This is a genomic window from Blautia sp. SF-50, assembly GCF_900101315.1.
GTDB classification, from domain to species: Bacteria; Bacillota; Clostridia; order Lachnospirales; family Lachnospiraceae; genus Blautia_A; species Blautia_A fusiformis.
The window spans coordinates 144481-170167 of the sequence record NZ_FMUW01000003.1; the positions used below are offsets into that span (position 1 = coordinate 144481).

The following is a 25687-nucleotide window of genomic DNA, read 5'->3' on the forward strand; positions in this document are numbered from 1 at the left end:
ATGAGTGATCTGATTACCGTACAGGGAGTGGTACTTTCTGCCATGCCGGTAGGGGATTATGACAAGCGGATCGTCCTTCTCACAAGAGAGAGGGGGAAGATCTCCGCTTTTGCCAAGGGAGCGAGACGGCAGAACAGTCCGTTCATGGCAGCAGCTAACCCGTTTGTATTCGGAAGCTTTACTCTTTATGAGGGAAGGACAAGCTATAATCTGAACCAGGTCAGCGTGCAACATCATTTTGTGGAGCTGGCCACCCGGCAGCCGGGGGTTTACTATGGATATTATTTTCTGGAGCTGGCAGATTATTTTGGCAAAGAGGGAACGGATGAGAAGGAGATGATGAATCTTCTCTATGTGACCATCAAAGCCATTTTGAATCCTCATATAGAAGACCGGCTGGTGCGCTGTATCTATGAACTGCGGACTATGGTGATCCAGGGCGTGATGCCGCAGCTGTTCCAGTGTGCGGGCTGCGGGAGAGAGCTTATGGAGGAAGAAACCGGAGAACTTTTTTTCTCCCAGGACGAGCATGGAATCCTGTGTGCGGACTGCAGTAGGATGGCCATGGACAGGAAACGGATCTCAGCGGCTGCCCTGTATGCCATGCGCTACATAGCCGTGTCCCCCCTGGCAAAGCTGTATACGTTTACAGTGCGGGATGATGTGCTGCGGGAACTGGAACGCCACATTTACCGGTATACGGAGCTGAATACAGACAAGCGGTTTAAAAGTCTGGAGATCCTGGAATTGATGAGATAGATCACTGCCGGCTGCGGAATAACCGTAACGATTTATTTTTCAAAAGCAGGACAGGATGCAATGCAAATGGAAATATCCTTGAAAAATCATGAGGATACTAGTATAATAAGACCAAAAATGTAAAAAAGCAGCTTTTTCCGGAGCTTTCCGGACGCATTTGGCGGAACAGCTGCAAGTCAAGAGGAGAGAAATCATGGAAAAGACAATGGAAAAGATCGTAGCTCTTGCAAAAGCCAGAGGATTTGTTTACCCGGGTTCCGAGATCTACGGCGGCCTGGCAAACACATGGGATTATGGAAATCTCGGTGTAGAGCTTAAAAATAACGTAAAACGTGCATGGTGGCAGAAATTCATTCAGGAGTCTCCGTACAATGTAGGTGTTGACTGTGCGATCCTTATGAACCCGCAGACATGGATCGCTTCCGGACATCTTGGCGGATTTTCTGATCCTCTTATGGACTGTAAAGAGTGCCACGAGCGTTTCCGTGCAGATAAGCTCATTGAGGACTTTTGTGCAGAGCATGACATTGCCATTGAGGGAAGCGTAGATGCATGGTCCCAGGAGAAGATGATGGACTTCATCAAAGAACACGAGGTAGGATGTCCGAGCTGTGGTAAACACAACTTCACAGATATCCGTCAGTTTAACCTGATGTTCAAGACATTCCAGGGTGTTACCGAAGATGCCAAGAATACTGTATATTTAAGACCGGAGACTGCACAGGGTATTTTTGTAAACTTCAAGAACGTACAGAGAACATCTCGTAAAAAGATTCCGTTTGGTATCGGCCAGATCGGTAAATCCTTCCGTAACGAGATCACACCGGGTAACTTCACATTCCGTACCCGTGAGTTCGAGCAGATGGAGCTTGAGTTCTTCTGCGAGCCGGATACAGATCTTGAGTGGTTTGCATACTGGAAGAAGTTCTGCCTTGACTGGCTGAGTGCTCTCGGACTTAAGGATGATGAGGTTCGTTACCGTGACCATGATAAGGAAGAGCTGAGCTTCTACAGCAAGGCTACCACAGATGTGGAATTCCTTTTCCCATTCGGCTGGGGTGAGCTCTGGGGAATCGCTGACAGAACAGATTATGACCTGACACAGCATCAGAATGTATCCGGCCAGGATCTCACATACTTTGATGATGAGAAGAAACAGAAATATATCCCATACGTTATCGAGCCATCACTTGGAGCAGACCGTATGGTACTTGCTTTCCTCTGCAGCGCTTACGATGAGGAAGTTCTGGATGAAGAGAAGAACGATGTCCGTACAGTCCTTCATTTCCATCCGGTACTTGCACCGGTTAAGATCGGTGTGCTTCCGCTTTCCAAGAAGCTTAACGAGGGTGCTGAGAAGATCTACCAGCAGCTTTCCAAGAAGTACAACTGTGAGTACGATGACCGTGGAAATATCGGTAAACGTTACCGCAGACAGGATGAGATCGGTACTCCGTTCTGTATCACTTATGACTTTGAGTCTGAGAATGACGGTGCAGTTACAGTCCGTGACCGTGACACTATGGAGCAGGTACGTGTGAAGATCGATGAGCTTGATGCATACTTTGCTGATAAATTTACATTTTAAGTAAATACATTTTTTAATAAAAAACCTCCGGCTATTTTCTGGCCGGAGGCTTTTTTTCAATAAGTCTGTTTTTCATCCGCCAGTTTCTTGGCGACATTCCGTATACATTTTTGAAAGCCCGGGAAAAATGCAGCTGATTGGGATATCCGACTGCATTTCCGATATCTGCGATAGACAGGGCTGTGATCTTAAGAAGTTCTGCAGCTTTGGTCATGCGATAGCTGATCAGGAATTCCTGGGGAGAACGTCCGATGGTGTCGTGGAAGATCTTACCGAAGTAGCTTCGGTTCAGGCCGCAGCAGGCTGCGATATCCTCAATGGAAATATCATTCTGGAAATTCTGTTCAATAAAAGAGAGCGCCTCCTTGATATAAAAATCACGGATACTTCCATCCTGTTTCATGCGGACAGTTTCCGTAGAGCGCATAAAGTAATCCAGAAAAAGCCAGGTATGTCCGATAAGATGAAAGGGTGATTCCTGGGAATTATGGCTGATATAAAGCATTTCCTCCATCATTTTCTGGCGGAGATCTGCAGAGTGGCTGTGATAGACCGGATGGTCCGGACTTAAACCTGCAGTTTCCACGATCTCTTTTGCCCGGAGCCCATCAAATTCCACCCAGGTGTACTCCCATGGAAAGTCGGTATCTGCAATGTAGGTGTTGATCTGACCGGGAAAAAGCATGAAACCCTGGCCGCTTTTTACCTGATAGGTGATGGTCTCTCCTGCGGAATTGTCTGCCATCAGAGTTCCGGTACCGGAGATCACATAATGAAAAATATAATGGTTTCGTGCTGCCGGGCCGAATGAATGTGCCGGAGCGCAGTGCTCCCAGCCGTATTGGTATAATCCGATATCAACAAAGTTTTCATTTGGAAAAACGGAGAAGAGAAGGTCATTCATATTTTTATCCTTTAGGCGTATGATTTTGTCTGGTTTCAGTAACATTATATATTAAAACAGCAGGGAACTTCAACATATGTATAAAAATGCAATTACAAAAACAGCCTGTAAAATATACTAAAAAGAGAAGGATAATCGATAAAACTTTGTGAGAAAATTAAGTTTCTCGAGAAACTTGTTGATTTTCGATAAATTCGGAATATACTAATTTTAGATAAAAGTAGTGATATAGGTGTAAAATATATCAAAATGCTAGATGACTTTAATGAAGACAGAGAAAAATTGTATTTTGGCATAAAACAAGAAAAACACTGCTATTTATGCAAGCATAAAGCTATGTTAAAATAGCTTTCAGAAAAAAGAAACCAGAGAATAAGTATTGGAGAGCCCGGATAGCCATATCAGTTAAATGGGTGATATCCGACTTATCAAATAAAAGGAAAAGGAAGGAGCATTACAAGATGCGCAACAGAAGTAAATGGATCCTCTGTATGGGACTTGCCTTTACCATGGCAGCTTCCGTTACATTGAGCGGATGCGGCACAGGTAAAAAGGACAGCGGAAAGACAGAGATCGAACTTGTGCAGTATAAACCGGAAGCGGTTAAGGCATTTGAAAAACTGGAAGAAAAATTCAATGCCACTCATGATGATATCCATCTTACCATCGAATCACCAAACGATGCTATGACTGTATTGAAGACAAGATTTATCCGTGAGGATAATCCGGATATCATTGGAATCGGAGGCGATGTTAACTTTTCCAATTTTATTGATTCTGATATGCTGATGGATATTTCCGATTATCAGGGACTGGATTCGATCAAAGATGCATATAAAGAAATTGATAAAGCGCTGGAATTCGTTCCGGAAGACGGAGTCTATGCGGTTCCTTACGTGGCCAATGCCGCCGGAATCCTTTACAATCGTGAGCTTTTCAAGGAGCATGGCTGGCAGATCCCGACTACATGGGATGAATTTATGAGCCTTTGCCAGGAAATTCAGGATGCAGGTATCCAGCCGCTTTATTTCGGATTTAAAGATACCTGGACCTGTCTTGCACCGTGGAATTCTATTGCGGTAGATCTTGCACCAGCCGATGTATGCCGCCAGGTAAACCAGGGAAACACTACTTTTGCAAAAGAGTATAAGGAAGTAGCAGACCGTATGCTGGAGCTTATCCAGTATGGACCGGATGATCCCTTTGCCTATGATTACAATGGAGCCTGCACCGCTTTTGCAAAAGGGGAGGCTGCCATGTATCCCATCGGAAGCTATGCGATCCCACAGATCCAGAGTGTAAATCCGGATATGGATATTGATTCTTTTGTAACACCGGCAAGCGATGATCCGTCAGAAAACAAACTGAATTCCGGAGTTGACCTTCAGTTCTGTGTGATGGATGACTGTGAGAATAAGGAAGCTGCATATGAAGTGCTGGATTTCCTTCTTGAGGATGAGAATATACAGACATATCTGGATGACCAGAAGGCAGTTCCCTGTAAAGAGGGTGATTTCACACTTCCCTCTACTCTGGATGGTATGAAGGAATACATAGAAGAGGGAAGGATGGCCGATTACCAGGATCATTATTATCCTACAGAGATGGCTGTGGATGCACAGATCCAGACCTTCCTGATGAAAAAGGATAAAGATGCATTCCTGAAAAAATTTGATACAGACTGGACAAGATATAACCGTGACATTATCCGTAAAGTACAGGACTATGAGGAGAAGAACGGGGAAGGAGAGAACTGATCATGGGAAAAAAATCTATGAGTGGAAGAAAGCTGACCTTTCTTCTGATCACCATTCCGATCGTGGCATTATTTTTCTGCTTTAACACACTGCCTCTGATCAAGGGTGTGATCTACAGCTTTACGAACTTTAAAGGCTATGGAAGCTATGACTGGGTAGGACTTCGAAACTATAAGGATCTTTTTACAGACAGCCGTGTTGGCGGTTCCTATCTGTTTACCTTTAAGCTGGCCATCGTGGCAACTATCGTAACGAATGTACTCAGCCTGATCCTGGCACTTGGACTGAACAGCAAGATCCGTTTCAAGAGTGCAATGCGTGGAGCTTATTTTATTCCTAATGTACTTGGCGCACTGGTCGTAGGATATATTTTCAATTATTTCTTTACATATATCCTGCCTGCATTCGGAAAGATGATCGGAAATAAAACATTGTCTTCCAGCATGCTTTCCAGTACGAGCCTTGCATGGGTTGCCATCGTGATCGTGTGTGCATGGCAGTCCATTGCAATGAATACGATCATCTACATTTCCGGTCTTCAGACAGTGCCGGAGGATGTATACGAAGCAGGCGCTATTGATGGTGCTACCGGATTCAGCAAGTTCCGTTACCTGACATTCCCGCTGATCGTTCCGTTTTTCAGTATCAACATGGTTCTCTGTGTGAAAAACTTCCTGATGGTATTTGATCAGATCATGGCTTTGACAAAGGGTGGTCCTGCACAGAGTACAGAATCCATTTCCTATCTGATCTATAACAATGGTATGAGTGGCGGTCAGTTTGGATTCCAGAGCGCTAATGCGGTTATATTCTTTATTGTGATCGTGATCATTTCTGCAGTGCAGTTGACTATCACAGGGAAAAAGGAGGAGCAGCTGTAATGAAAACGAAAGTAAGAGAAAAAGCGAACTGGCCGGTAACGATCCTTCTGATCCTTGGCCTTATTACAGTGGTATTTCCGCTTTATATGACAATTGTGATCGCATTCAAGCAGCCGACAGAGATGACCAACAGTGTAGCCGGGATCCTGTCTCTGCCAGAGAAATTCAGTCTTGCCAATTTCAGGGAAGCTATGGAGGTAACAGACTTCTGGCATTCTCTTGGAAACAGTGTATTGATCACTGTGATCACAGTGGTTCTTGCTATTGTAATTCATTCACTTTTAGGTTATGCTATAGCCAGAAACAAGAGAAGTAAATTTTATAAATTTATCTATCTCTATGTAGTGAGCGGTATGTTTGTTCCGTTTGCTATCCTGATGATGCCGCTTGTAAAGCAGACTGCTGAGATGGGCCTTGATAACAAAGTCGGTGTGATCATTCTTTATACGGTATTTTATATGCCTATGAACGTGCTTCTTTATTCCGGATATCTGACAAACATTCCAATGGCCCTTGAGGAGGCGGCCTGTGTGGATGGAGCCAGCACCTGGAAAACATATTGGAAGATCATCTTTCCGATCATGAAGCCGATGCATGCCACAGTGGCAGTTCTGACAGCACTTGGAACCTGGAATGACGTTATGACTCCACTGGTTATCATGTCCGGATCTACAGGTGGAACCACATTACCTCTGGCACAGCTGAATTTCCAGACTCAGTTCGGAACAAACTATAACCTTGCGTTTGCCTCTTATCTGCTGGCACTGCTTCCGATCCTTCTGTTTTATCTGATCTGCCAGAAGCACATTTTAAATGGTGTTGTAAACGGTGCCGTAAAATAAAAACACAAGAAAAAGGAGGATTCACATATGGGAATCATCTACTGCGAGAAAGACAGAACGTTTACCCTGCAGACAAAAGAAACTACATATCAGATGCAGGTGGATCAGTACGGATTTCTTCTTCATCTCTATTATGGTAAAAAGGCAGAAGGCTGCATGGATTATCTTCTGACCTACTATGACAGAGGATTTTCCGGAAATCCCTATGATGCGGGAACAGACAGAACCTATTCCATGGACTCTCTTCCACAGGAGCTTTCCTGCTACGGAAACGGAGATTTCCGCAGTGCATCACTGATGCTGGAAAACGGTGACGGAAGCATGAGCTGTGATATGCGTTACAAGAACTATACTATCCGTGACGGTAAATACAGCCTTCCGGGGCTTCCGGCGGTTTATGCGGATAATGATGAGGCACAGACTCTGGAGATCGTACTGGAGGATCCGGCTACCGGCGTGGAGGCCATGCTTCTTTACGGTGTACTTCCGGAACTGGATATCATTACAAGAAGCGTCTATATCCGCAATCAGAGCAGTGAGAAGATCTATGTGAACAAGGTGATGTCCGCAGAACTGGATTTTCTTTACGGAGATTATGACCTGCTTACTTTTTACGGAAGACATGCCATGGAGCGGAATCTGCAGAGAGTACCGGTGGCTCATGGAAGTCAGATGATCGGCAGTGTCCGTGGCACATCCAGCCATCAGTATAATCCGATGATGATCCTGGCAGAGAAGGACACAACAGAGGATCATGGAGGCTGCTATGCTATGTCCTTTGTATATAGTGGAAATTTCCAGGGTGAGGTTCTTAAAGATCAGTACAATCAGACAAGAATGCTCCTTGGTGTACAGGAGGAGTGCTTCCGGTATCCGCTGGAAGCCGGGGAGACCTTCTATGCACCTGAGGTGATCTTAAGCTACACAGATCAGGGAATGAACCGCCTTTCCCAGAATCTGCACAGCTGCATCCGTCACCATATCTGCCGTGGTAAATATAAGACAGAGGTTCGTCCGGTGCTGGTAAACAGCTGGGAGGCAGCATATTTTGATTTTACAGGGGAGACTTTATATAATCTGGCAAAAGAGGCAAGGAGCCTTGGTATCGATATGCTGGTTCTGGATGACGGCTGGTTTGGAAAACGTGACGATGACAACAGTGGTCTTGGGGACTGGTATGTCAATGAGAAGAAGCTTGGAGAGACTCTCGGCGGACTGGTAAAAAGAGTCAATGACCTTGGAGTGAAATTCGGTATCTGGATCGAGCCGGAGATGATCTCTGAGGACAGTGATCTTTACCGTGAGCATCCGGACTGGGCACTTACGATTCCGGGAAGAAAACCAGTGAGATCCAGAAATCAGCTGGTACTTGATTTTTCCAGAAAAGAAGTTGTAGACGGAATCTTCGGACAGATCAGTGCGGTATTGGATAATGCCAATATTGAGTACGTTAAATGGGACATGAATCGAAGCCTGATGGATGTATTTTCCGTAATGACAAAGGAACAGGGACGTGTAATGTATGATTATGTCCTGGGATTGTACGATTTTCTGGACCGTATGGTGAACCGTTATCCGGATCTTCTGATCGAGGGTTGTAGCGGCGGCGGCGGAAGATTTGACGCAGGCATGCTGTATTACACACCGCAGATCTGGTGCAGCGACAACTCCGATGCTATTGACAGGCTTCGGATCCAGTATGGCACTTCCTTCGGATATCCGGTATCGGCCATGGGAGCACATGTGTCTGCAGTGCCGAACCATCAGACAGGAAGGATCACCCCGTTACATACCAGAGGTGTGGTTGCCATGTCCGGAACCTTCGGCTACGAGCTGGATCTTCTGAAGCTGACTGAGGAAGAAAAAGATGAGGTCCGCAGCCAGATCGGGGAATTCCGTAAATATGCGCCACTGATCCAGAACGGACGGTACTATCGCCTGACAGATCCGTTTAAGAGTGAGGTCTGTGCATGGGAGATCGTAGGAAATTCTCAGGAAGAAGTTCTGCTCAATGTTGTCATGGAGGAGATCCATGGAAATATGACTGTGAATTATGTGCAGCTTCGCGGCCTTGATGAGAGTGCACTTTATAAGGAACAGACTACCGGCAGGATCTATTCCGGAGCTGCTCTGATGCATGGTGGAATGCCGCTTCCTGCAGAGTTTGGGGAGTACAGAGCTTATCAGTATCATTTTGTGAGAGAATAAGAGCGTATTGAGACAGTAAGATAAATAAAAGGATCCGTCATACAGACAGCTGAAAAAGCCGATGTATGGCGGATCTTTTTTATCATAGCTCAGTGTACGGTGATCTGATAGCTCTTGATAAATTCCTCATCCGGTTTCAGCACATTGATATTTGCTTTTTCGGAAAGAGGTTTTTCAAAACCACAGTCATCACAGCGTCCCATCCACGGCTCCAGGCATACGAAGGGAGCACCGGGTACGGACCAGATACCGAAATTCGGGAAGCCCTCACTGGTAAGTGTCAGATATGGAGTTCCGTCCGGGAAGAGGATACCGGCCTTTTGGATCTGGCCGTTATCAAAAACAAGAGCGTCTTTATCAAACATGTGAGGAGCAATGGAACAGGTTCCGTTTTCAAGGGAAAGTGTATGTGGCGCGTCAGCAAGGACTGTTCCTACAGACGTATCGATAAGGAGATAGGTAAGAGTGTCCAGGCCTTCAAAAGCAAGACGGTAATCACTCTGGGATTCGCCTTCACGTACCGGAACACGGAATGCCGGATGGCCGCCGATGGTAAAATACATAGTTTCAGAATCATTATTAACTACTTCCCAGCATACTTCCAGGTCGTGCTTCTTCAGAGTGTAGGTGATCTTCAGAGCGAAAGCAAACGGATAAACATTCAGGGTTTCTTCAGAGGACTTAAGGACAAAGGAAAGGGAAGTATCGGTGATATCCGTGCAGATAAAATCGCTGTCTCTTGCAAAGCCGTGCTGGCTGGAAGGATATTCCTTTCCGTTCAGACGCCAGATATCTTTGTAGTTACGTCCCACGTTGGGAAAAAGTACAGGCGCATGGCGTTTCCAGTAAGCCGGATCTGCCTGCCAGAGGATCTCCCTGTCATTAGTCTTGTCATAGATGCCGGTGAGTTCAGCACCGTGATCGGAAACGGAAATCTTAAGAAAGCTATTTTCAATCGTTCGTGTCATGATAAACCTCCTGTATGACAGCATTCGGGTAATATTACCTCGGAATTGCTGCATGTTTTTTTCTATTTTAGCACATTTTTCAGATGATAACGAGAAAAATACAATCTGTGAAAAATATAACTGGAAAATCTGTCATATTTCACAAGAGAAATTGCTGTTTTTTGGAAGAATAACCTTGACTAATGAAGGATAAATCTATAAAATAATTATGTGCGTAGAAAACATACATTTTTTATGTTTTAAAGAACAATAATTAGGAGGAAAATGTAAAATGGCAAAATGGGTTTACATGTTTACAGAAGGTAATGCTACTATGAGAAATCTTCTGGGCGGCAAAGGTGCCAACCTTGCTGAGATGACAAACCTCGGTCTTCCTGTACCGCAGGGCTTCACAATCACAACAGAGGCCTGCACACAGTACTATGAGGATGGCAGATCCATCAACGATGAGATCATGGCTCAGATCATGGAAGCAATTACCAAGATGGAAGGAGTTACCGGTAAGAAATTCGGTGACAAAGAAAATCCTCTGCTTGTATCCGTTCGTTCTGGTGCGAGAGCATCTATGCCAGGTATGATGGACACAATCCTCAACCTTGGTTTAAATGAAGAAGTTGTTAACACTCTTGCTGAGAAATCCGGCAATGAGCGTTGGGCTTGGGACTGCTACAGAAGATTCATCCAGATGTACTCTGACGTAGTTATGGAAGTTGGTAAGAAATACTTCGAGGAGCTCATCGATGAGATGAAAGCTAAGAGAGGTGTTAAGCAGGACGTTGAGCTTACAGCTGCTGACCTGCATGAGCTTGCTGACCAGTTCAAAGCTGAGTATAAATCTAAAATCGGTTCTGATTTCCCAACTGATCCGAAGGAGCAGCTGGTAGGCGCAATCAAAGCCGTATTCCGTTCCTGGGACAACCCACGTGCGAACGTATATCGTCGTGACAACGATATCCCATATTCCTGGGGTACAGCTGTTAACGTACAGATGATGGCATTCGGTAACATGGGTGATGACTGTGGTACAGGTGTTGCCTTCACACGTGACCCTGCTACAGGTGCTAACGGTCTGTTCGGTGAGTTCCTTACCAATGCACAGGGCGAGGACGTAGTTGCTGGTGTTCGTACACCTATGCACATCTCCGAGATGGAGCAGAAGTTCCCGGAAGCATTCGTACAGTTCAAACAGGTTTGCGAGACTCTTGAGAAACATTACAGAGACATGCAGGATATGGAGTTTACTGTAGAGCATGGTAAACTGTATATGCTTCAGACACGTAATGGTAAGAGAACTGCACAGGCTGCTCTTAAGATCGCTTGTGACCTCGTTGATGAGGGAATGAGAACTGAGGAAGAGGCTGTTGCAATGATCGATCCTCGTAACCTTGATACACTTCTTCATCCGCAGTTCGATGCAGCTGCTCTTAAAGCTGCTACACCGATGGGTAAAGGTCTTGGTGCTTCTCCAGGAGCTGCTTGCGGTAAGATCGTATTCTCTGCAGAGGACGCTGTTGAGTGGGCTGCAAGAGGAGAGAAAGTTGTTCTTGTTCGTCTTGAGACATCCCCAGAGGATATCACAGGTATGAAAGCTGCTCAGGGTATCCTGACAGTTCGTGGTGGTATGACATCTCACGCAGCTGTAGTTGCTCGTGGTATGGGATCCTGCTGTGTATCCGGATGCGGCGATATCGCTATGGATGAGGAGAACAAGAAATTCACACTTGCTGGTAAAGAGTTCCATGAAGGAGATGCAATCTCCATTGATGGTACAACAGGTAACATCTATGACGGACTTATCCCGACTGTAGATGCTAAGATCGCTGGTGAGTTCGGACGTATCATGGGATGGGCTGACAAGTACAGAACAATGAAAGTTCGTACAAACGCTGATACTCCTGCTGATGCTAAGAAAGCTCGTGAGCTTGGTGCAGAGGGAATTGGTCTTTGCCGTACAGAGCATATGTTCTTTGAGGGCAACAGAATCGATGCATTCCGTGAGATGATCTGCTCTGAGACAGTAGAGGAGAGAGAAGCAGCACTTGCTAAGATCCTTCCGGAGCAGCAGGGAGACTTCGAGAAACTCTATGAGGCACTTGAAGGAAATCCTGTAACAATTCGTTTCCTTGATCCGCCACTTCATGAGTTCGTTCCTACAGAGGAAGAGGACATCAAGAAACTGGCTGATGCTCAGGGCAAGACTGTAGAGCAGATCAAGACAATCATCGCTTCCCTTCACGAGTTCAACCCGATGATGGGACATCGTGGATGCCGTCTTGCTGTTACTTATCCAGAGATTGCTAAGATGCAGACAAGCGCTGTTATCCGCGCAGCTATCAACGTTAAGAAGAATCATCCGGATTGGAACATCAAACCGGAGATCATGATTCCGCTTGTTGGTGACATCAAAGAGCTTAAATATGTTAAGAAATTCGTTGTAGAGACAGCAGATGCTGAGATCAAAGCAGCAGGTTCTGACCTTGAGTACGAGGTTGGTACTATGATCGAGATCCCGAGAGCAGCTCTTACAGCTGATGATATCGCTAAAGAGGCTGACTTCTTCTGCTTCGGTACAAACGACCTTACACAGATGACATACGGATTCTCCCGTGATGATGCTGGTAAGTTCCTTAACGCATACTATGATGCTAAGATCTTCGAGAACGATCCATTTGCTAAGCTTGACCAGACAGGTGTCGGCAAACTTATGAAGATGGCTATCGAGCTTGGAAAACCGGTTAACCCGAAACTTCACGTAGGTATCTGCGGTGAGCACGGTGGAGATCCGTCTTCCGTAGAGTTCTGCAACGAGATCGGACTTGACTATGTATCCTGCTCACCGTTCCGTGTACCGATCGCTCGTCTTGCAGCAGCACAGGCAGCAATCGCTAAGAAGAACGCATAAGTAAGAATACATTTCAGGCTGAAGTTTCAGTCTGAGCATATATAAAGCTTCTGGCAGTCTGTAGAAATACAGATTGTCAGAGGCTTTTTTTTCTTTATGATATTTTTTGAAGTATTCCGACGGTTTACGAAAAATAGGATTCATGGTATCATGAAAGAAACAGGGCAGATAAAGCCGGAGGATAAGGAGAATTTTATGAATCAGGAATCACAGACACCTCATAAGAGACGTGTACGATATAAAGGAAAATATCCGAAGAAATTCGAGGAGAAATATAAAGAGCTTCAGCCTGAAAAGTATAAGGATACCATTGAACATGTGATCAGCAAGGGAAACACACCGGCTGGAATGCATATTTCCATTATGGTAAAAGAGATCATTGATTTTTTGGAGATCAGGCCGGGACAGGTTGGATTTGATGCTACACTTGGTTACGGTGGGCATACAAAGGCCATGCTGGAATGTCTGAAAGGTCAGGGACACATGTACGCCACGGATGTGGACCCGGAAGAATCTGCCAAGACAAGAAAACGTCTGGCAGAGCAGGGATTCGGAGAAAATATCCTGACAATTAAACTCCAGAATTTCTGCACCATTGATGAGATCGCAGAGGAAGTTGGAGGCTTTGATTTTATCCTTGCGGATCTTGGGGTGTCTTCTATGCAGATCGACAATCCCAAGAGAGGCTTTTCCTTTAAGGTGGATGGTCCTCTGGATTTAAGGCTGAACCAGGAAACCGGGATCAGCGCAGCACAGCGTCTGGATACCATTTCAAGAGAAGAGCTTGCAGGAATGCTGGATGAGAATTCCGATGAGCCGTACTGTGAGGAGATCGCGAAGGCCATCACAGATGAGATCCGCAGAGGAAACCACATAGATACCACTACGAAGCTTCGAGAAGTCATTGAGAAGACATTGTCCTTCCTTCCTGAAAAAGAGAGGAAAGACACGGTGAAAAAAACATGCCAGAGAGTTTTCCAGGCACTGCGTATTGATGTGAACCGGGAATTCGAGGTCCTCTATGATTTTATGGAAAAACTTCCCGGAGCGCTGAAGCCAGGCGGCCGTGTAGCAATCCTTACCTTCCATTCCGGAGAGGACAAGCTGGTAAAGAAAGCCTTAAAGCAGGGTTATAAAGACGGCATCTATTCCGACTATTCAAAAGATGTGATCCGTCCTTCCGCACAGGAATGTGCACAGAATGGGCGCGCCAGATCCACGAAGATGCGCTGGGCTGTGAAGGCCTGAGTGAAGAGTGAAAGAGCAGTTCTGATACAAATACAGAAACAGAAAAATCCTGGAATGCGTTGACATTCGGGATTTTTTTTGCTATGTTATATAAGTTTACATATGATAAAGCTACGGCTTAAACTGAATAGGAGAAAGGGTATGGATGTGGAGGAAAAGAAGGACATTTTTGATAAACTGATGCATCTTCCGGTGCTGAATATATTTGAACCTTTTTATAAGAAACATAAGGAAGTTCTGATGTATCTGTTCTTTGGAGGGCTCACATTTTTTCTGAACATTGCATTGTATGCATGGCTGGATAAGGGCCTGGGCATGAATGCGCTGATTGCCAATGTGATCTGCTGGGTGGTCTGCGTACTGTTCCAGTATTTTACAAACAGGACATGGGTATTCGATGGGCAGGTGGATTCCGCCGCCGGATTTTTAAAGCAGATGGCTTCGTTTTTCGGAGGACGGCTCTTTACTCTGATTGTGGAGGAAGCAATCCTTGCGGTATTTATCACCTGGCTTGGATTTAACAGCATGGCAGTGAAACTTGTTGCTCAGGTGGTTGTGATCGTATTGAATTATGTGATCAGTAAATTGATTGTTTTTAAAAAATAAAAGATAGTTATATTTGTGGAAAAGGAGTTGGACTGAAATTGACAAAGGACAAGACCAATGATATGACCGTGGGAAATCCGGTGAGCCTGATCATCCGCTTTATGATTCCCATGTGTCTCGGAAATATTTTTCAGCAGTTTTATAACATTGCGGATTCCATTGTTGCGGGGCAGTTCCTGGGAGTAGATGCGCTGGCTGCAATCGGAAGCACCGGTTCACTGATGTTTTTTGTTACCGGATGGCTTAACGGACTGAGCAGTGGCTTTGCCATTCTGGTATCCCAGTGGTTCGGGGCGAAGCAATATGATAAGATGCGTCATTACGTAGCTATGTCCATTTATCTGGCAGCAGCCTTTGCCATTGTGATGACCATTGGCTTTGAGGCTTTGAATGAACCGATTCTGCGGCTGATGAATTCACCGGAGGATCTGATGGGATCTGTGAAGGGATATATGGGAATTATTTATGCAGGCCTGATTGTAACAGCGGCATATAATTCACTGGCAGCGTTTCTCCGTGCACTTGGAGATTCAAAATCTCCGCTGTATTTTCTGATCATTTCGGCAGTGATCAATGTGTTCCTGGATATTCTGTTTATTGTAAAAATCGGGATGGGAGTGGAAGGCTGTGCCTATGCTACGGTTATCGCGCAGGCAATTTCCGCAGTCTGCTGCCTGATCTATATTATCAAAAAGTTCCCGATCCTGCATCTGAAGAAAGAAAACTTTGAAGTTTCTTTTACCAGCTTCCGTTATCTGCTGGCCCTTGGTATTCCCATGGGACTTCAGTTTTCCATCACAGCGATCGGAACCATTATTGTGCAGGGTGCGGTAAATATTTACGGTTCTGTATATATGGCAGGATTTTCCGCTGCGGGAAAAATACAGAATATCATTGCAACGGTATTTGTAGCTTTTGGTGCGACGATGGCAACCTATGTAGGACAGAACCGGGGCGCCGGAAAGATGGACCGTGTAAAAGCAGGAATGAAATATACCCAGATCATGGTCCTGATCTGGAGTGTGATCACTATGATCATAATGTTCTTTTTCGGAAAGTACATGACCTGGTTATTTATTGACAAGTCCCAGACGGATGTTATTAATGTTTCTGTTACTTATTTTCATACGGTATTCTGGGCATATCCGTTCCTTGGAAGTATCTTCCTCTACAGAAACGGACTTCAGGGACTGGGATATGGCTTGGTTCCCATGCTGGGCGGTGTGTTTGAACTGGCGGCAAGAAGTGCGATCGTTATGTTTATTGCAGGAAAAACAAGTTTTGCAGGTGTATGTCTGGCAGATCCTGCCGCATGGATCGCAGCGCTGATCCCTCTGATCCCGTATTATATTTATGTGATGAAAAAGTGGAGCAGGGGAAAAAAGGAAACTGCTGCCTGAGTGGGTATAATACAGAAAATGAAAAGAATAAATTTAGGCTTGCAATTATGGAAGATACAGTTATAATGATATTATAACTGCGGAAAAAACCAGGAAACCGGGATTCCGGGTAAGATTACAGATCCAGAAGGGAGAATATAGATCATGGAAATCACAAAGGAAACAACAATGGGCGAGATGCTTGCATACGATGAGAAGATTGCATACATTCTTATGCAGGAAGGAATGCACTGTATCGGCTGTCCGTCTTCTATCGGTGAGTCTCTTGAGGAGGCATGTATGGTACACGGACTTGATGTAAACGCTGTACTGGCAGACATCCATCATTATGAGGAAACCAAGAAACAGAAATAATCAGCAGTACAATTTATATTAGAACGTACAGATTACGGACCGCAAGGGGATAACGACTGTGCATGTCTTTTTGGCATGCCGTCGTTATCCCTTTTTTTGTGAGCAGACGATAAAGAGAGTCTTAAATATCTGCTTGATATGGAGGAAAAAAGCATGTATGTGATGATCGATAATTTCGATTCATTTGTTTATAATCTCAAGGCATATTTTCAGGAACTTGGAAGAGAGATCCTGGTCAGACGCTGCGATGAGATCACCCTGGAGGAGTTGGAAGAGCTGAACCCGGAAGGAATCATCCTTTCTCCGGGACCGAAGCGTCCCTGGGATGCGAAGTTCTGCGTAGATACCGTAAAAAGATTTCAGGGAAGGATTCCTGTTCTTGGTGTCTGTCTGGGACATCAGGTGATTGGCCACTGTGCGGGAGCAGTAGTGGAAAAGGGCGTGTGTCCCATGCACGGAAAAGTAACAGAGATCCACAACCACGGAACAGGAGTGTTTGCAGGCCTGCCGGAGAAATATAAGGTGACAAGATACCATTCCCTGATTGTTCGGGAAGACAGCATCCCGGAGGAGTATCAGGTGGATGCGCTTTCTGATGATGGTGCTGTTATGGGAATTTCCCATAAAGCATTGCCTATCTACGGTGTGCAATTCCATCCGGAAGCCGTTCGTACGGAATATGGACATGAGCTTCTTGAGAATTTTTGCAGGATCGCGGAGGATTTTCAGAAGGAGGAGTAAAAATATGTACAAAAATCAACGAAGAATAAAAGAACTGACCCCATACATCCCTGCAGCGGACATTTTCCGGATCTACGAGAGGGAACCCGGAGCAGCATTTCTGGATTCCTCCCTTGTCAATGAGCTGGGACATTATTCTGTGATCGGAAGATGCCCGTATCTGAAGCTGGTAAAGGACGGAGAGACCTTTACCATCAACGGAAGGCCGGAAACAGAAACAACCTTTGAAGACTATATGCGGGAATATTTAAATACCCATGAGGACAAAAATAGCAGCGGACTTCCCATCGTATCCGGCGCAGTAGGATATTTTTCCTATGATTACGGAAGAAAACAGATGGGAGTATCATCCGGAGAAAAGGATCTTGTGACTGTTCCGGAGGCAGTTCTGACGTTTTATGACTGTTTTATCATAGAAGACTGTCAGGAAAAAAGAACCTATCTTGTGTCAAACGGAATCAGTGCAGACGCTACAACAGAAATCGGAGCGATGGAAAAAGCAATCCGGGAATTTACAGAGGCGGGGAAACAGGAAGGATCGGAAACAGGGGAAAAAAAGGAATCCGGAAACAGGATGGTCACGGAAAATTCTCACCGTGAGAAATTCAGGATCCAGGTTCATCCCAACTTTGAGAAAGAAGAATACAAACAGGCAGTAGACCGGATGATCCGCTATATTATAGAGGGCGATATCTATATTGCCAATATGACGCAGCAGTTGACCATTGAAAGCGAAAAACCACCTCTGGATGTTTTTTATGATCTTCGGAAAAATAATCCGTCTCCTTTCGGCGGATATCTGGATTTCGGAGATTATCAGATCGTCTGTGCATCTCCGGAACGTTTTCTGAAGATGAAAGACCGTCATGTAAATACCCGTCCTATAAAGGGAACAAGAAAACGTGGCGTAACATCTGAGGAAGATGAAATGCTCCATCGGGAGCTTCAGGATTCCGGAAAAGATAAGAGTGAACTTCTTATGATCGTAGACCTGGAGCGAAATGATCTGAACCGGGTGTGTACACCGGGAAGCGTGAAGGTAACCGAGCTTTTTACAGTGGAAGCATACGCTACGGTTTTTCATCTGGTATCGGATATTGAAGGAAAACTGGAAGACGGAAAAAATGTTATGGATCTTCTGGAGGCTGCATTCCCCGGCGGTTCTATTACCGGTGCGCCGAAATACCGTGCCATGGAGATCATTGACGAGCTGGAACACGGCAAGCGAAATCTTTATACAGGTTCTATCGGCTATCTGACACTGGACGGAAGCTGCGATTTCAACATCGTGATCCGTACAGCTCTTCATAAAAACGGAAAATATCACCTTGGCGTTGGCGGCGGGATCACAGCAGAGTCAGATCTGGAATTTGAGTACGAGGAGACTCTGCAGAAGGCGAAAGCGATCCTGGATGCGCTGCAGTAGAGAAACATACAGAACGGTAAAAGTGAAAGGCTCTGTGGACAGATCAGAGAATCTGACAGGGACACTTCATAAGGAGGTCAAAGGAAATGAACAACATAACCTTAGACGAATGTTTTCAGTTCGGTCTGGGAGCATTTGAGACCATCGGAATAGAAAAGGGAACCCCCATACTTCTGGAAAAGCATCTGAAAAGACTGGAACGAGCGGCAGATTTCCTGAAGCTGGGTGATCCGGCAGTACGTGGGATCACAGCCGAGAGGATCGAAGAATATCTGGAAGAACAAAAAAAACGCCCGGGGGTGCAGAAAGAATTTGGCGGACTGGAACACTGTGCGCTGAAGCTTATGCTTACAAAGGAAAATGCAGTGTATTCTCTTCGTGCCAATCATTATACGCCGGAGAATTATGAAAAAGGCTTTATCATGGATGTCAGCAAGGTAAAACGAAATGAAACATCACCTCTTGTATATCACAAAACCATGAATTACGGAGATTGTATTCTGGAAAAACGTAATGCTACAGCAGCAGGAATGGATGAACGGTTGTTTCTGAATACAAAGAAACAGATATCGGAAGGGACAGTAAGTAATGTATTCTTTGTGCGAAAAGGCGTGATCTATACACCAAAAGTCAGCTGCGGACTTCTTCCGGGAATCCTCCGTGAATATCTCTGTGACACGGAAGCGGTGGAAGAAACCTATATCTATGTTCAGGATCTTAAATGGTATCAGGAATGCTTTGTCACAAATTCCCTGATGGGAATCATGCCGGTGCGTCAGATCGGAGGAATCCGGTTTGAGGAAGACAAAGTGACAAGGGAGCTGATGAGAAGATATCAGAAGATGGTCAGAGATACTGCGAATAAGAAACAAATCAGATAAATGTTATTGCGAAACTATCACATTCAGGAAAGGTGATGGAATTTGAATGAAAGTGACCAATACAGTCAGGGATAAACGTGCATTAACCAGGGAGAGCTAAGGTTGATGCACGTTTTTTGTGCAAACTCAACCAAAAACGTTCATGAATTTTGCGAAATAATTTGATTGACTTTGAATGACTTTGGAAGTATACTGAGTTCAACAAATGAAAAACAACAAAAAGCGGTCAAAAACCGCAGGATAAAAGATATGGGAGGAGAAAAAATGATCTGTACAGTTACTTTTAATCCGTCTCTGGACTATATCGTTTCCGTGGAGGATTTTAAACTCGGACTTACCAACCGGACAAGCTCTGAGCTGATGCTTCCGGGCGGAAAGGGAATCAACGTTTCCACCGTGCTGATGAATCTTGGGATCGAGAATACAGCACTTGGTTTCATGGCAGGATTCGTCGGAGATGAGATTGTAAGAAAGCTTGAGGAGATGGGAGTGAGATCTGATTTTATCAGGATCCCGGAAGGCGTTTCAAGGATCAACCTGAAGCTGAAATCTATTGATGGAACTGAGATCAACGGAATGGGACCGGAGATCAGCGCTGAAAAGGTTCAGGAGCTGATGAAGAAGCTTGACACACTGAAAGAGGGAGATGTGCTTTTTCTGGCAGGAAGCATTCCTTCATCTATGCCGGATGATATGTATGAGAAGATCATGGCGAGACTGGACGGAAAAGGCGTGATGATCGTTGTGGATGCAACGAGAGATCTTCTTGTAAATGTCCTGAAGTATCATCCGTTCCTGGTGAAGCCCAATAACCATGAGCTTGGAGAAATCTTTGGCGTAGAGCTTAAGAACCGTCAGGATGTGATCCCTTACGGAAAGAAGCTCCAGGAAAAAGGAGCCAGAAACGTGCTGATCTCAATGGCCGGTGAGGGAGCTGTCCTGGTAGCGGAAAACGGTCAGGTGTTTGAGAAACCGGCGCCGAAAGGAACACTGGTAAATGGCGTAGGAGCCGGAGATTCCATGGTAGCAGGCTTTATGGCAGGCTGGATGGAAAAACAGGATCACGAATATGCATTCCATATGGGGATTTCCGCAGGAAGCGCAAGTGCATTTTCTGAAAATCTTGCCACAAGGGAAGAAGTTCAGGCAGTATATGAACAGGTAACAGAGGGGTAAAGAAGAAAGGAGAAGGGAAGATGAGAATCACAGATCTGCTTGACAAACGAAGCATATCACTGGATGCTGCGCCGAAGACGAAATCTGAAGCTCTGGACATGGCCGTAGATCTTATGGTAAAAAGTGAAAAGATCAGCGACAGGGAAGCTTATCGGAAACAGGTGTATTTAAGAGAGGAAGAAAGTACGACAGGAATCGGTAAGGGAATCTTTTACAGAATCCTTACGTAACGCAGGTTCTGTAGATGAATTTATGGAGATCATCGACAAGGCCGATGAGGAGAAAAAAGATATTGATGAAAGACTGGCAGATACAGGAAGTTCCGAAGGAGCCAGAGCTAAACTGCTGGCAGTTACCTCCTGCCCCACAGGTATTGCCCACACCTACATGGCAGCAGAGGGACTGGAAAAGGCAGCGAAGGCGAAAGACTGTTTCATTAAAATAGAGACACGAGGCTCCGGTGGAGCAAAAAATGTACTTACGGATCAGGAGATCCGGGAGGCAGACTGCATCATTGTAGCTGCAGATGCCAAGGTTCCCATGGATCGTTTCGATGGAAAGAAAGTCATCGAATGTCAGGTTTCGGATGGAATCAGCAAAGCGGACCAATAGCGCCTGTACTGATCTATCCGGCTGCTGGTGTCCTTCTTATGGGACTCTGTATAACCTTCGTTGTAGAGACGATCATGGGCGGTATCAATACAGGATTAAATAATGCCTTGACAGGCATGGGAAATTCAAGTAAAGTAATTTTAGGGTTGGTTCTTGGTGGTATGATGGCCATTGATATGGGCGGCCCGTTCAACAAAGCAGCATATGTATTTGGTACAGCAGCTATTGCGGCAGGCAACTATGACATTATGGCAGCAGTTATGGTGGGAGGTATGACTCCTCCGTGTGCCATCGCACTCGCATCCCTGCTGTTTAAAGACAAATTTACAAAAGAAGAGCGTGAGGCAGGACCGACCAACTTTATTATGGGACTTGCATTTATCACAGAAGGTGCGATTCCTTTTGCGGCATCTGACCCGGTTCATGTACTTCCGTCCTGTATCGTCGGTTCCGCAGCAGCTGGAGCGATTTCCATGTTCTTCAACTGTACACTGATGGCACCACATGGCGGAATCTTCGTATTCCCGGTTGTAGGTAATGCAATGATGTATCTGGTCGCACTGGTTGTGGGAACTCTGATCTCAGCTGTACTTCTCGGGGTACTGAAGAAAAAAGTTGCTTAAATTTTTTAAAATTAAAATAAAAAACTGGAGGATAAAGAAATGAAAGAATTCAAGTATGTAGTAACAGATAACGAAGGAATCCATGCACGTCCGGCCGGAGAGCTTGTGAAGCTTGTAAAAGGTTTCGAGTCCAAGATCACTATCGAGAAGGACGGCAAGACTGTAGAGTGCAGAAAGCTTCTTGCACTTATGGGACTTGGCGTAAAGAAGGGACATGAGGTTACCTTTACATTCGATGGTGCAGATGAGGATGCAGCATACGAGGCAGTAAGCAAATTCATGCAGGAGAACCTGTAATCTCAGAATGAGTGAACAGAAGGCATCCCGGTCCGGTCGATCGGGATGTCTTTTTTGAAGGAGGAAAAGGAATGCTGACGGAGCAGAGATACGAGATCATACTCGGCCTTCTCAGAGAAAAAAACAGTGTTACGGTAACAGAACTGAAAGATATCCTAGATGCATCGGAATCTACGGTCCGCAGAGACATCACGGCGCTTTACAAGGCGGGGAAGCTGACCAGGGTTTTTGGCGGTGCGGTGGCGCTGGAACATACTGTCAATGCCTATGAGCCTACCGTAGCCCAGAAAGTTGAGCTGAATATTGAAGAAAAAAAGAAGATCGCAGCCTATGCGGCAGCTCTGATCCGTCCGGAAGATTTTGTGTATCTGGATGCGGGAACGACTACCGGATATATGCTGGAGCATCTGGAAGGCTCCGGGGCGACTTTTGTCACCAATGGTGTTTCCCATGCCAGGGCTCTGGCTCAGATGGGAGTCCGTGTGCTGCTGATCGGCGGAGAACTGAAGGGATCTACGGAAGCTGTGATCGGAAGTCAGGCCATGCAGATGTTGAAGAATTATCATTTTACAAAGGGCTTTTTCGGGACCAACGGGATGACTCAGAGAGAAGGCTTTACCACGCCGGAATCCAATGAGGCACTGGTAAAGCGAACCGCCATGGAGCAGTGTCTGGAAAAGTACGTAGTGTCTGACAGCTCCAAATTCGGACAGATCAGTGCGGTGACATTCTTTTCATTTGACGGAGCGGTGATCCTGACGGAAAGCTGTTCCAAAGAATATAAAGATTGCAGAAATATACAGATCGTATCATAGAAAGATCGCAAAAAAACCGGTTTGGAAGAAAAAATTCTTCGTAAACCGGTTTTTTATTTGTTGAGGTTCTGTCTCAGTCTTCCTTGGAGATCATGGATTCCAGATCTTCCACGGAAATGTCTTTTTTGTGCATCAGCTTGAGCAGACGTTTCAGCTCGGCAGCTTCCTTTGCTTTTTTCTCAGCTTTGTGGATCTCATCCAGCTGAGCTGCCAGTGCAGTTTTTTCATCCTCCAGCGCTGCTATCTTTTCAGTGCAGGCAGCAATCTTGGAATCTACTTTGGAAATTTTCTCATTGAGTACTTCTATCTTTGTACGTCTCTGTGCCATATGAAACCTCCTGATAAAAATATTGCTTCTTATACACTATACAATAGCATAAACGACGATGAAATACAATTGTGAATTGAGGTGCAATATGTTATCATGAATGTATATAATATTTCAGAAACGCAGGAAAATATTATGGATAAAGATAAGGGTGTATTTATGACTGCCCGGGAAGTAAATATGGAAATAGAAATGCTGAAGACGGTTTTTGACATTGTAAGACTGGTGGATGTCAGCCGTACAGCTCCGGTAAATATTGGCTCAGACGATTGTTCTTATGAAGCAGAACATAAATGCTTTGCAGTGTGGAATAAAGGCAGAAGATGTGAGAACTGTATTTCTGCCAAAGTTTTTGCCCGTAAAAACAAAATGACGAAATTTGAGTTCGTCAATGATGACATTTATCAGGTAATCGCCAAATATGTGGTTATAGACGGGACACCTCTTGTCATGGAAATGGTCTTTAAAATGACGGATAAGATCTTTCTGGGAGCTTATGGAAGCGGATCTCTGATCGATAAGATCAGCAGATTCAACCGGGAATTATATGAAGATCCGTTGACTGGTGCCAGAAACCGGAGATATTTTGAGGAACAGCTGAAATCCCTGGATAAGATGGGGGCTATAGCTATGATCGACGTGGACAATTTTAAACAGATCAATGACAGCTATGGCCATGTAGCTGGAGATGCGGCGCTTTGTACCATTGTCAGAATGATTTTTGAGCATGTGCGTGCAGATGACGTGGTACTGCGTTATGGAGGAGACGAATTTCTTCTGATGTTTGAAGAAATCCCGGAAAAGGTATTTCAGCAGAAGCTGGAAGATATCCGGGAAGAGATCGCAATGGCAGATGTGCCGGAATACAAAGAAATCCGGCTTTCCATGAGCGTGGGAGGTGTATATGGAAGCTGTAAGGTCAGAGATGGAGTGATGGAAGCGGACAGGCTTCTCTATCAGGCCAAGCGGCAAAAAAACTGTGTTGCCTACAAGAGGATCTGACGGAAATGACATGACAGTCATTGAAAGCAGAATTATGTAACAGGCGCATGAGGTGTATATCTGGCAAGTGAAAGGGAGAATAGGGATATGAAGATAATCGCAAGGATCAGAAGTGATTTTCCGACAAAATTCGGAATCCCGCGTCAGAGCGGTCGAGTGGAAGAACTGACAGCCTGTATTGTTTTTGAACCGGAATACCGGGTACGTGAAGCAGTAAAGGGACTGGAAGATTTTTCGCATATCTGGCTGCTGTGGGAGTTTTCACAGTCAATCCGTGAGAGCTGGTCCCCTACAGTACGTCCGCCACGCCTGGGCGGAAATGAAAGGATGGGCGTATTTGCCACCAGATCGCCCTTCCGTCCCAATCCTGTAGGCTTATCCTGTGTGAAGCTTGAAAAGATCGATCTGGAAAGCAAAGAAGCTCCTGTACTGATCGTATCCGGTGCGGACCTGATGGATGGAACCCCTATCTATGATATTAAGCCATATCTGCCTGCGGCAGACTGCCATCCGGAAGCGCTAGGCGGCTTTGCGACGAAGGTGGAGCAGCATTTTCTGCAGGTAGAGATCCCGGAAGAATGGAAGGCAAGGATTCCGGAGGATAAGCTTACTGCGTTGGAAGGCGTGCTCAGAGAGGATCCGAGGCCTGCCTACCAGAAAGATCCAGAGAGGATATACGGAATGCCTTTTGCAGGAATGGATGTTCATTTTCAGGTAAAAAACGGCATACTTACAGTATGTGAGATCACAGGATATAAAAAATCAGACAGAATTTAAAATTACCTTTGACAAACTTTTTGTGAGATGGTATTATAATAAATGAGTTAGCAAGTGCTAACTCAATATTTTAAAAGTAAAGTTAGTTTAAAATAACCTTGAAACAGTCATATAAAAGTTCAGAGATCAAAGGAGAGTGAATTATGAGCGTTGTAATTGTAGGCGGTAATGAAAGAATGGTATGTCAGTATGAGGATATCTGCAAAGGCTTCGGATGCAAGGCGAAAGTTTTTGCCAAGGAAAAAGGAGCCATGAAGAAAAAGATCGGGGTGCCGGATCTGATGATCCTGTTCACCAGTACCGTTTCCCACAAAATGGTAAACTGCGCAGTAGAAGAAGCAAAGAAAAAATCCATTCCGGTATGCCGCTGTCACACAAGCAGCGCTGCAGCTCTCGAGAACATTCTGAAGCAGTACTGTGCATAAGAAACAGGTCAGAAGATACTTTTCTCTTGTATAATTTGATTTTTTTTGCAGAAATGTTACGGAAAGGCTTGCAAAATTACAAATTATTCAATAAAATAGCCGTAGGTTTCTGTGGTAAAGCGTTGCAGTGAATGGTGAAAAGGCGGCGCTGGAAGTCGAAATTACAG

At 45.1% G+C, this 25687-nt stretch carries 23 protein-coding genes and 1 pseudogene; 21 read left to right on the top strand and 3 right to left on the bottom strand.

What is annotated here, in order from left to right; genetic code table 11:
* Both recO and BLP57_RS03040 read left to right on the top strand, forming a co-directional pair.
* Positions 1-759, top strand: a complete 759-nt coding sequence (recO, locus tag BLP57_RS03035; protein WP_092069364.1) for a DNA repair protein RecO — start codon at positions 1-3, stop codon at positions 757-759.
* A gap of 193 nt (positions 760-952) precedes the next feature.
* Positions 953-2347, top strand: a complete 1395-nt coding sequence (locus BLP57_RS03040) for a glycine--tRNA ligase (RefSeq protein WP_092069375.1) — start codon at positions 953-955, stop codon at positions 2345-2347.
* 31 nt (positions 2348-2378) lie between these two features.
* Here BLP57_RS03040 and BLP57_RS03045 read toward each other — a convergent pair whose 3' ends face one another.
* Entirely contained in the window at positions 2379-3251 is an 873-nt protein-coding gene (locus BLP57_RS03045; protein ID WP_022426301.1) for an AraC family transcriptional regulator, read from the bottom strand.
* A gap of 461 nt (positions 3252-3712) precedes the next feature.
* Between BLP57_RS03045 and BLP57_RS03050 the strand changes: the two genes are divergently transcribed.
* Genes BLP57_RS03050 through BLP57_RS03065 form a run of 4 tightly spaced genes read left to right on the top strand, consistent with a single transcriptional unit; the run spans position 3713 to position 8939 of the window.
* Entirely contained in the window at positions 3713-5008 is a 1296-nt protein-coding gene (locus tag BLP57_RS03050) for an ABC transporter substrate-binding protein (RefSeq protein WP_092069378.1), read from the top strand.
* A 2-nt stretch (positions 5009-5010) separates the two neighbouring features.
* Positions 5011-5889: a carbohydrate ABC transporter permease gene (locus tag BLP57_RS03055; RefSeq protein ID WP_092069381.1), complete on the top strand. Its 879-nt coding sequence runs from the start codon at positions 5011-5013 to the stop codon at positions 5887-5889.
* The gene (locus BLP57_RS03060; protein ID WP_015525816.1) at positions 5889-6731 is read left to right on the top strand and encodes a carbohydrate ABC transporter permease; all 843 of its coding nucleotides are present in this window, start codon (positions 5889-5891) and stop codon (positions 6729-6731) included. The genes BLP57_RS03055 and BLP57_RS03060 overlap by 1 nt, the downstream gene beginning before the upstream one ends.
* 27 nt (positions 6732-6758) lie before the next feature.
* The gene (locus BLP57_RS03065) at positions 6759-8939 is read left to right on the top strand and encodes an alpha-galactosidase (protein WP_092069384.1); all 2181 of its coding nucleotides are present in this window, start codon (positions 6759-6761) and stop codon (positions 8937-8939) included.
* 89 nt (positions 8940-9028) lie between these two features.
* On the opposite strand, the gene BLP57_RS03070 is transcribed toward BLP57_RS03065, so the two are convergent.
* Positions 9029-9907 (bottom strand): aldose 1-epimerase family protein, encoded by an 879-nt coding sequence (locus BLP57_RS03070; protein ID WP_092069387.1) that lies wholly within the window; start codon positions 9905-9907, stop codon positions 9029-9031.
* Positions 9908-10178: 271 nt separating this feature from the next.
* Here BLP57_RS03070 and ppdK point away from each other — a divergent pair, with 271 nt between their 5' ends.
* The 12 genes and pseudogenes from ppdK (at position 10179) to BLP57_RS03130 (ending at position 22988) form a co-directional block, all read left to right on the top strand.
* A complete protein-coding gene (ppdK, locus tag BLP57_RS03075; RefSeq protein ID WP_015525819.1) occupies positions 10179-12809 on the top strand; it encodes a pyruvate, phosphate dikinase in 2631 nt (876 codons plus the stop codon).
* A gap of 195 nt (positions 12810-13004) precedes the next feature.
* The gene (gene rsmH / locus BLP57_RS03080; RefSeq protein ID WP_092069475.1) at positions 13005-14057 is read left to right on the top strand and encodes a 16S rRNA (cytosine(1402)-N(4))-methyltransferase RsmH; all 1053 of its coding nucleotides are present in this window, start codon (positions 13005-13007) and stop codon (positions 14055-14057) included.
* Between the two features lie 141 nt (positions 14058-14198).
* Complete coding sequence (locus BLP57_RS03085) at positions 14199-14663, top strand: GtrA family protein (RefSeq protein ID WP_015525821.1); 465 nt, start codon at positions 14199-14201, stop codon at positions 14661-14663.
* A gap of 62 nt (positions 14664-14725) precedes the next feature.
* Complete coding sequence (locus BLP57_RS03090) at positions 14726-16063, top strand: MATE family efflux transporter (protein WP_173733058.1); 1338 nt, start codon at positions 14726-14728, stop codon at positions 16061-16063.
* A 144-nt stretch (positions 16064-16207) separates the two neighbouring features.
* Positions 16208-16417 (top strand): DUF1858 domain-containing protein, encoded by a 210-nt coding sequence (locus BLP57_RS03095; RefSeq protein WP_021650997.1) that lies wholly within the window; start codon positions 16208-16210, stop codon positions 16415-16417.
* Positions 16418-16570: 153 nt separating this feature from the next.
* Positions 16571-17158: an anthranilate synthase component II gene (locus tag BLP57_RS03100; RefSeq protein ID WP_092069392.1), complete on the top strand. Its 588-nt coding sequence runs from the start codon at positions 16571-16573 to the stop codon at positions 17156-17158.
* 4 nt (positions 17159-17162) lie between these two features.
* Positions 17163-18584: an aminodeoxychorismate synthase component I gene (pabB, locus tag BLP57_RS03105; protein WP_092069395.1), complete on the top strand. Its 1422-nt coding sequence runs from the start codon at positions 17163-17165 to the stop codon at positions 18582-18584.
* Between the two features lie 86 nt (positions 18585-18670).
* A complete protein-coding gene (locus tag BLP57_RS03110) occupies positions 18671-19465 on the top strand; it encodes an aminotransferase class IV (protein ID WP_092069397.1) in 795 nt (264 codons plus the stop codon).
* Positions 19466-19729: 264 nt separating this feature from the next.
* Complete coding sequence (gene pfkB, locus BLP57_RS03115) at positions 19730-20641, top strand: 1-phosphofructokinase (protein ID WP_022426093.1); 912 nt, start codon at positions 19730-19732, stop codon at positions 20639-20641.
* 20 nt (positions 20642-20661) lie between these two features.
* Positions 20662-21876, top strand: a pseudogene (locus BLP57_RS18640) (fructose-specific PTS transporter subunit EIIC).
* 39 nt (positions 21877-21915) lie between these two features.
* On the top strand, positions 21916-22173 hold the full coding sequence (locus tag BLP57_RS03125; protein WP_015525831.1) for an HPr family phosphocarrier protein: 258 nt from the start codon (positions 21916-21918) through the stop codon (positions 22171-22173).
* A gap of 71 nt (positions 22174-22244) precedes the next feature.
* The gene (locus tag BLP57_RS03130; RefSeq protein WP_044961183.1) at positions 22245-22988 is read left to right on the top strand and encodes a DeoR/GlpR family DNA-binding transcription regulator; all 744 of its coding nucleotides are present in this window, start codon (positions 22245-22247) and stop codon (positions 22986-22988) included.
* A gap of 73 nt (positions 22989-23061) precedes the next feature.
* Here the strand turns inward: BLP57_RS03130 and BLP57_RS03135 are convergent, their stop codons facing one another.
* The gene (locus tag BLP57_RS03135) at positions 23062-23316 is read right to left on the bottom strand and encodes a hypothetical protein (RefSeq protein ID WP_092069400.1); all 255 of its coding nucleotides are present in this window, start codon (positions 23314-23316) and stop codon (positions 23062-23064) included.
* A 135-nt stretch (positions 23317-23451) separates the two neighbouring features.
* Between BLP57_RS03135 and BLP57_RS03140 the strand changes: the two genes are divergently transcribed.
* From BLP57_RS03140 to BLP57_RS03150, 3 genes are all read left to right on the top strand, one after another.
* The gene (locus BLP57_RS03140) at positions 23452-24318 is read left to right on the top strand and encodes a GGDEF domain-containing protein (protein WP_175442944.1); all 867 of its coding nucleotides are present in this window, start codon (positions 23452-23454) and stop codon (positions 24316-24318) included.
* An 87-nt stretch (positions 24319-24405) separates the two neighbouring features.
* The gene (gene tsaA, locus BLP57_RS03145; RefSeq protein ID WP_059085197.1) at positions 24406-25095 is read left to right on the top strand and encodes a tRNA (N6-threonylcarbamoyladenosine(37)-N6)-methyltransferase TrmO; all 690 of its coding nucleotides are present in this window, start codon (positions 24406-24408) and stop codon (positions 25093-25095) included.
* A gap of 143 nt (positions 25096-25238) precedes the next feature.
* Positions 25239-25520 (top strand): DUF2325 domain-containing protein, encoded by a 282-nt coding sequence (locus BLP57_RS03150; RefSeq protein ID WP_015525835.1) that lies wholly within the window; start codon positions 25239-25241, stop codon positions 25518-25520.
* Positions 25521-25687: the final 167 nt, after the last annotated feature.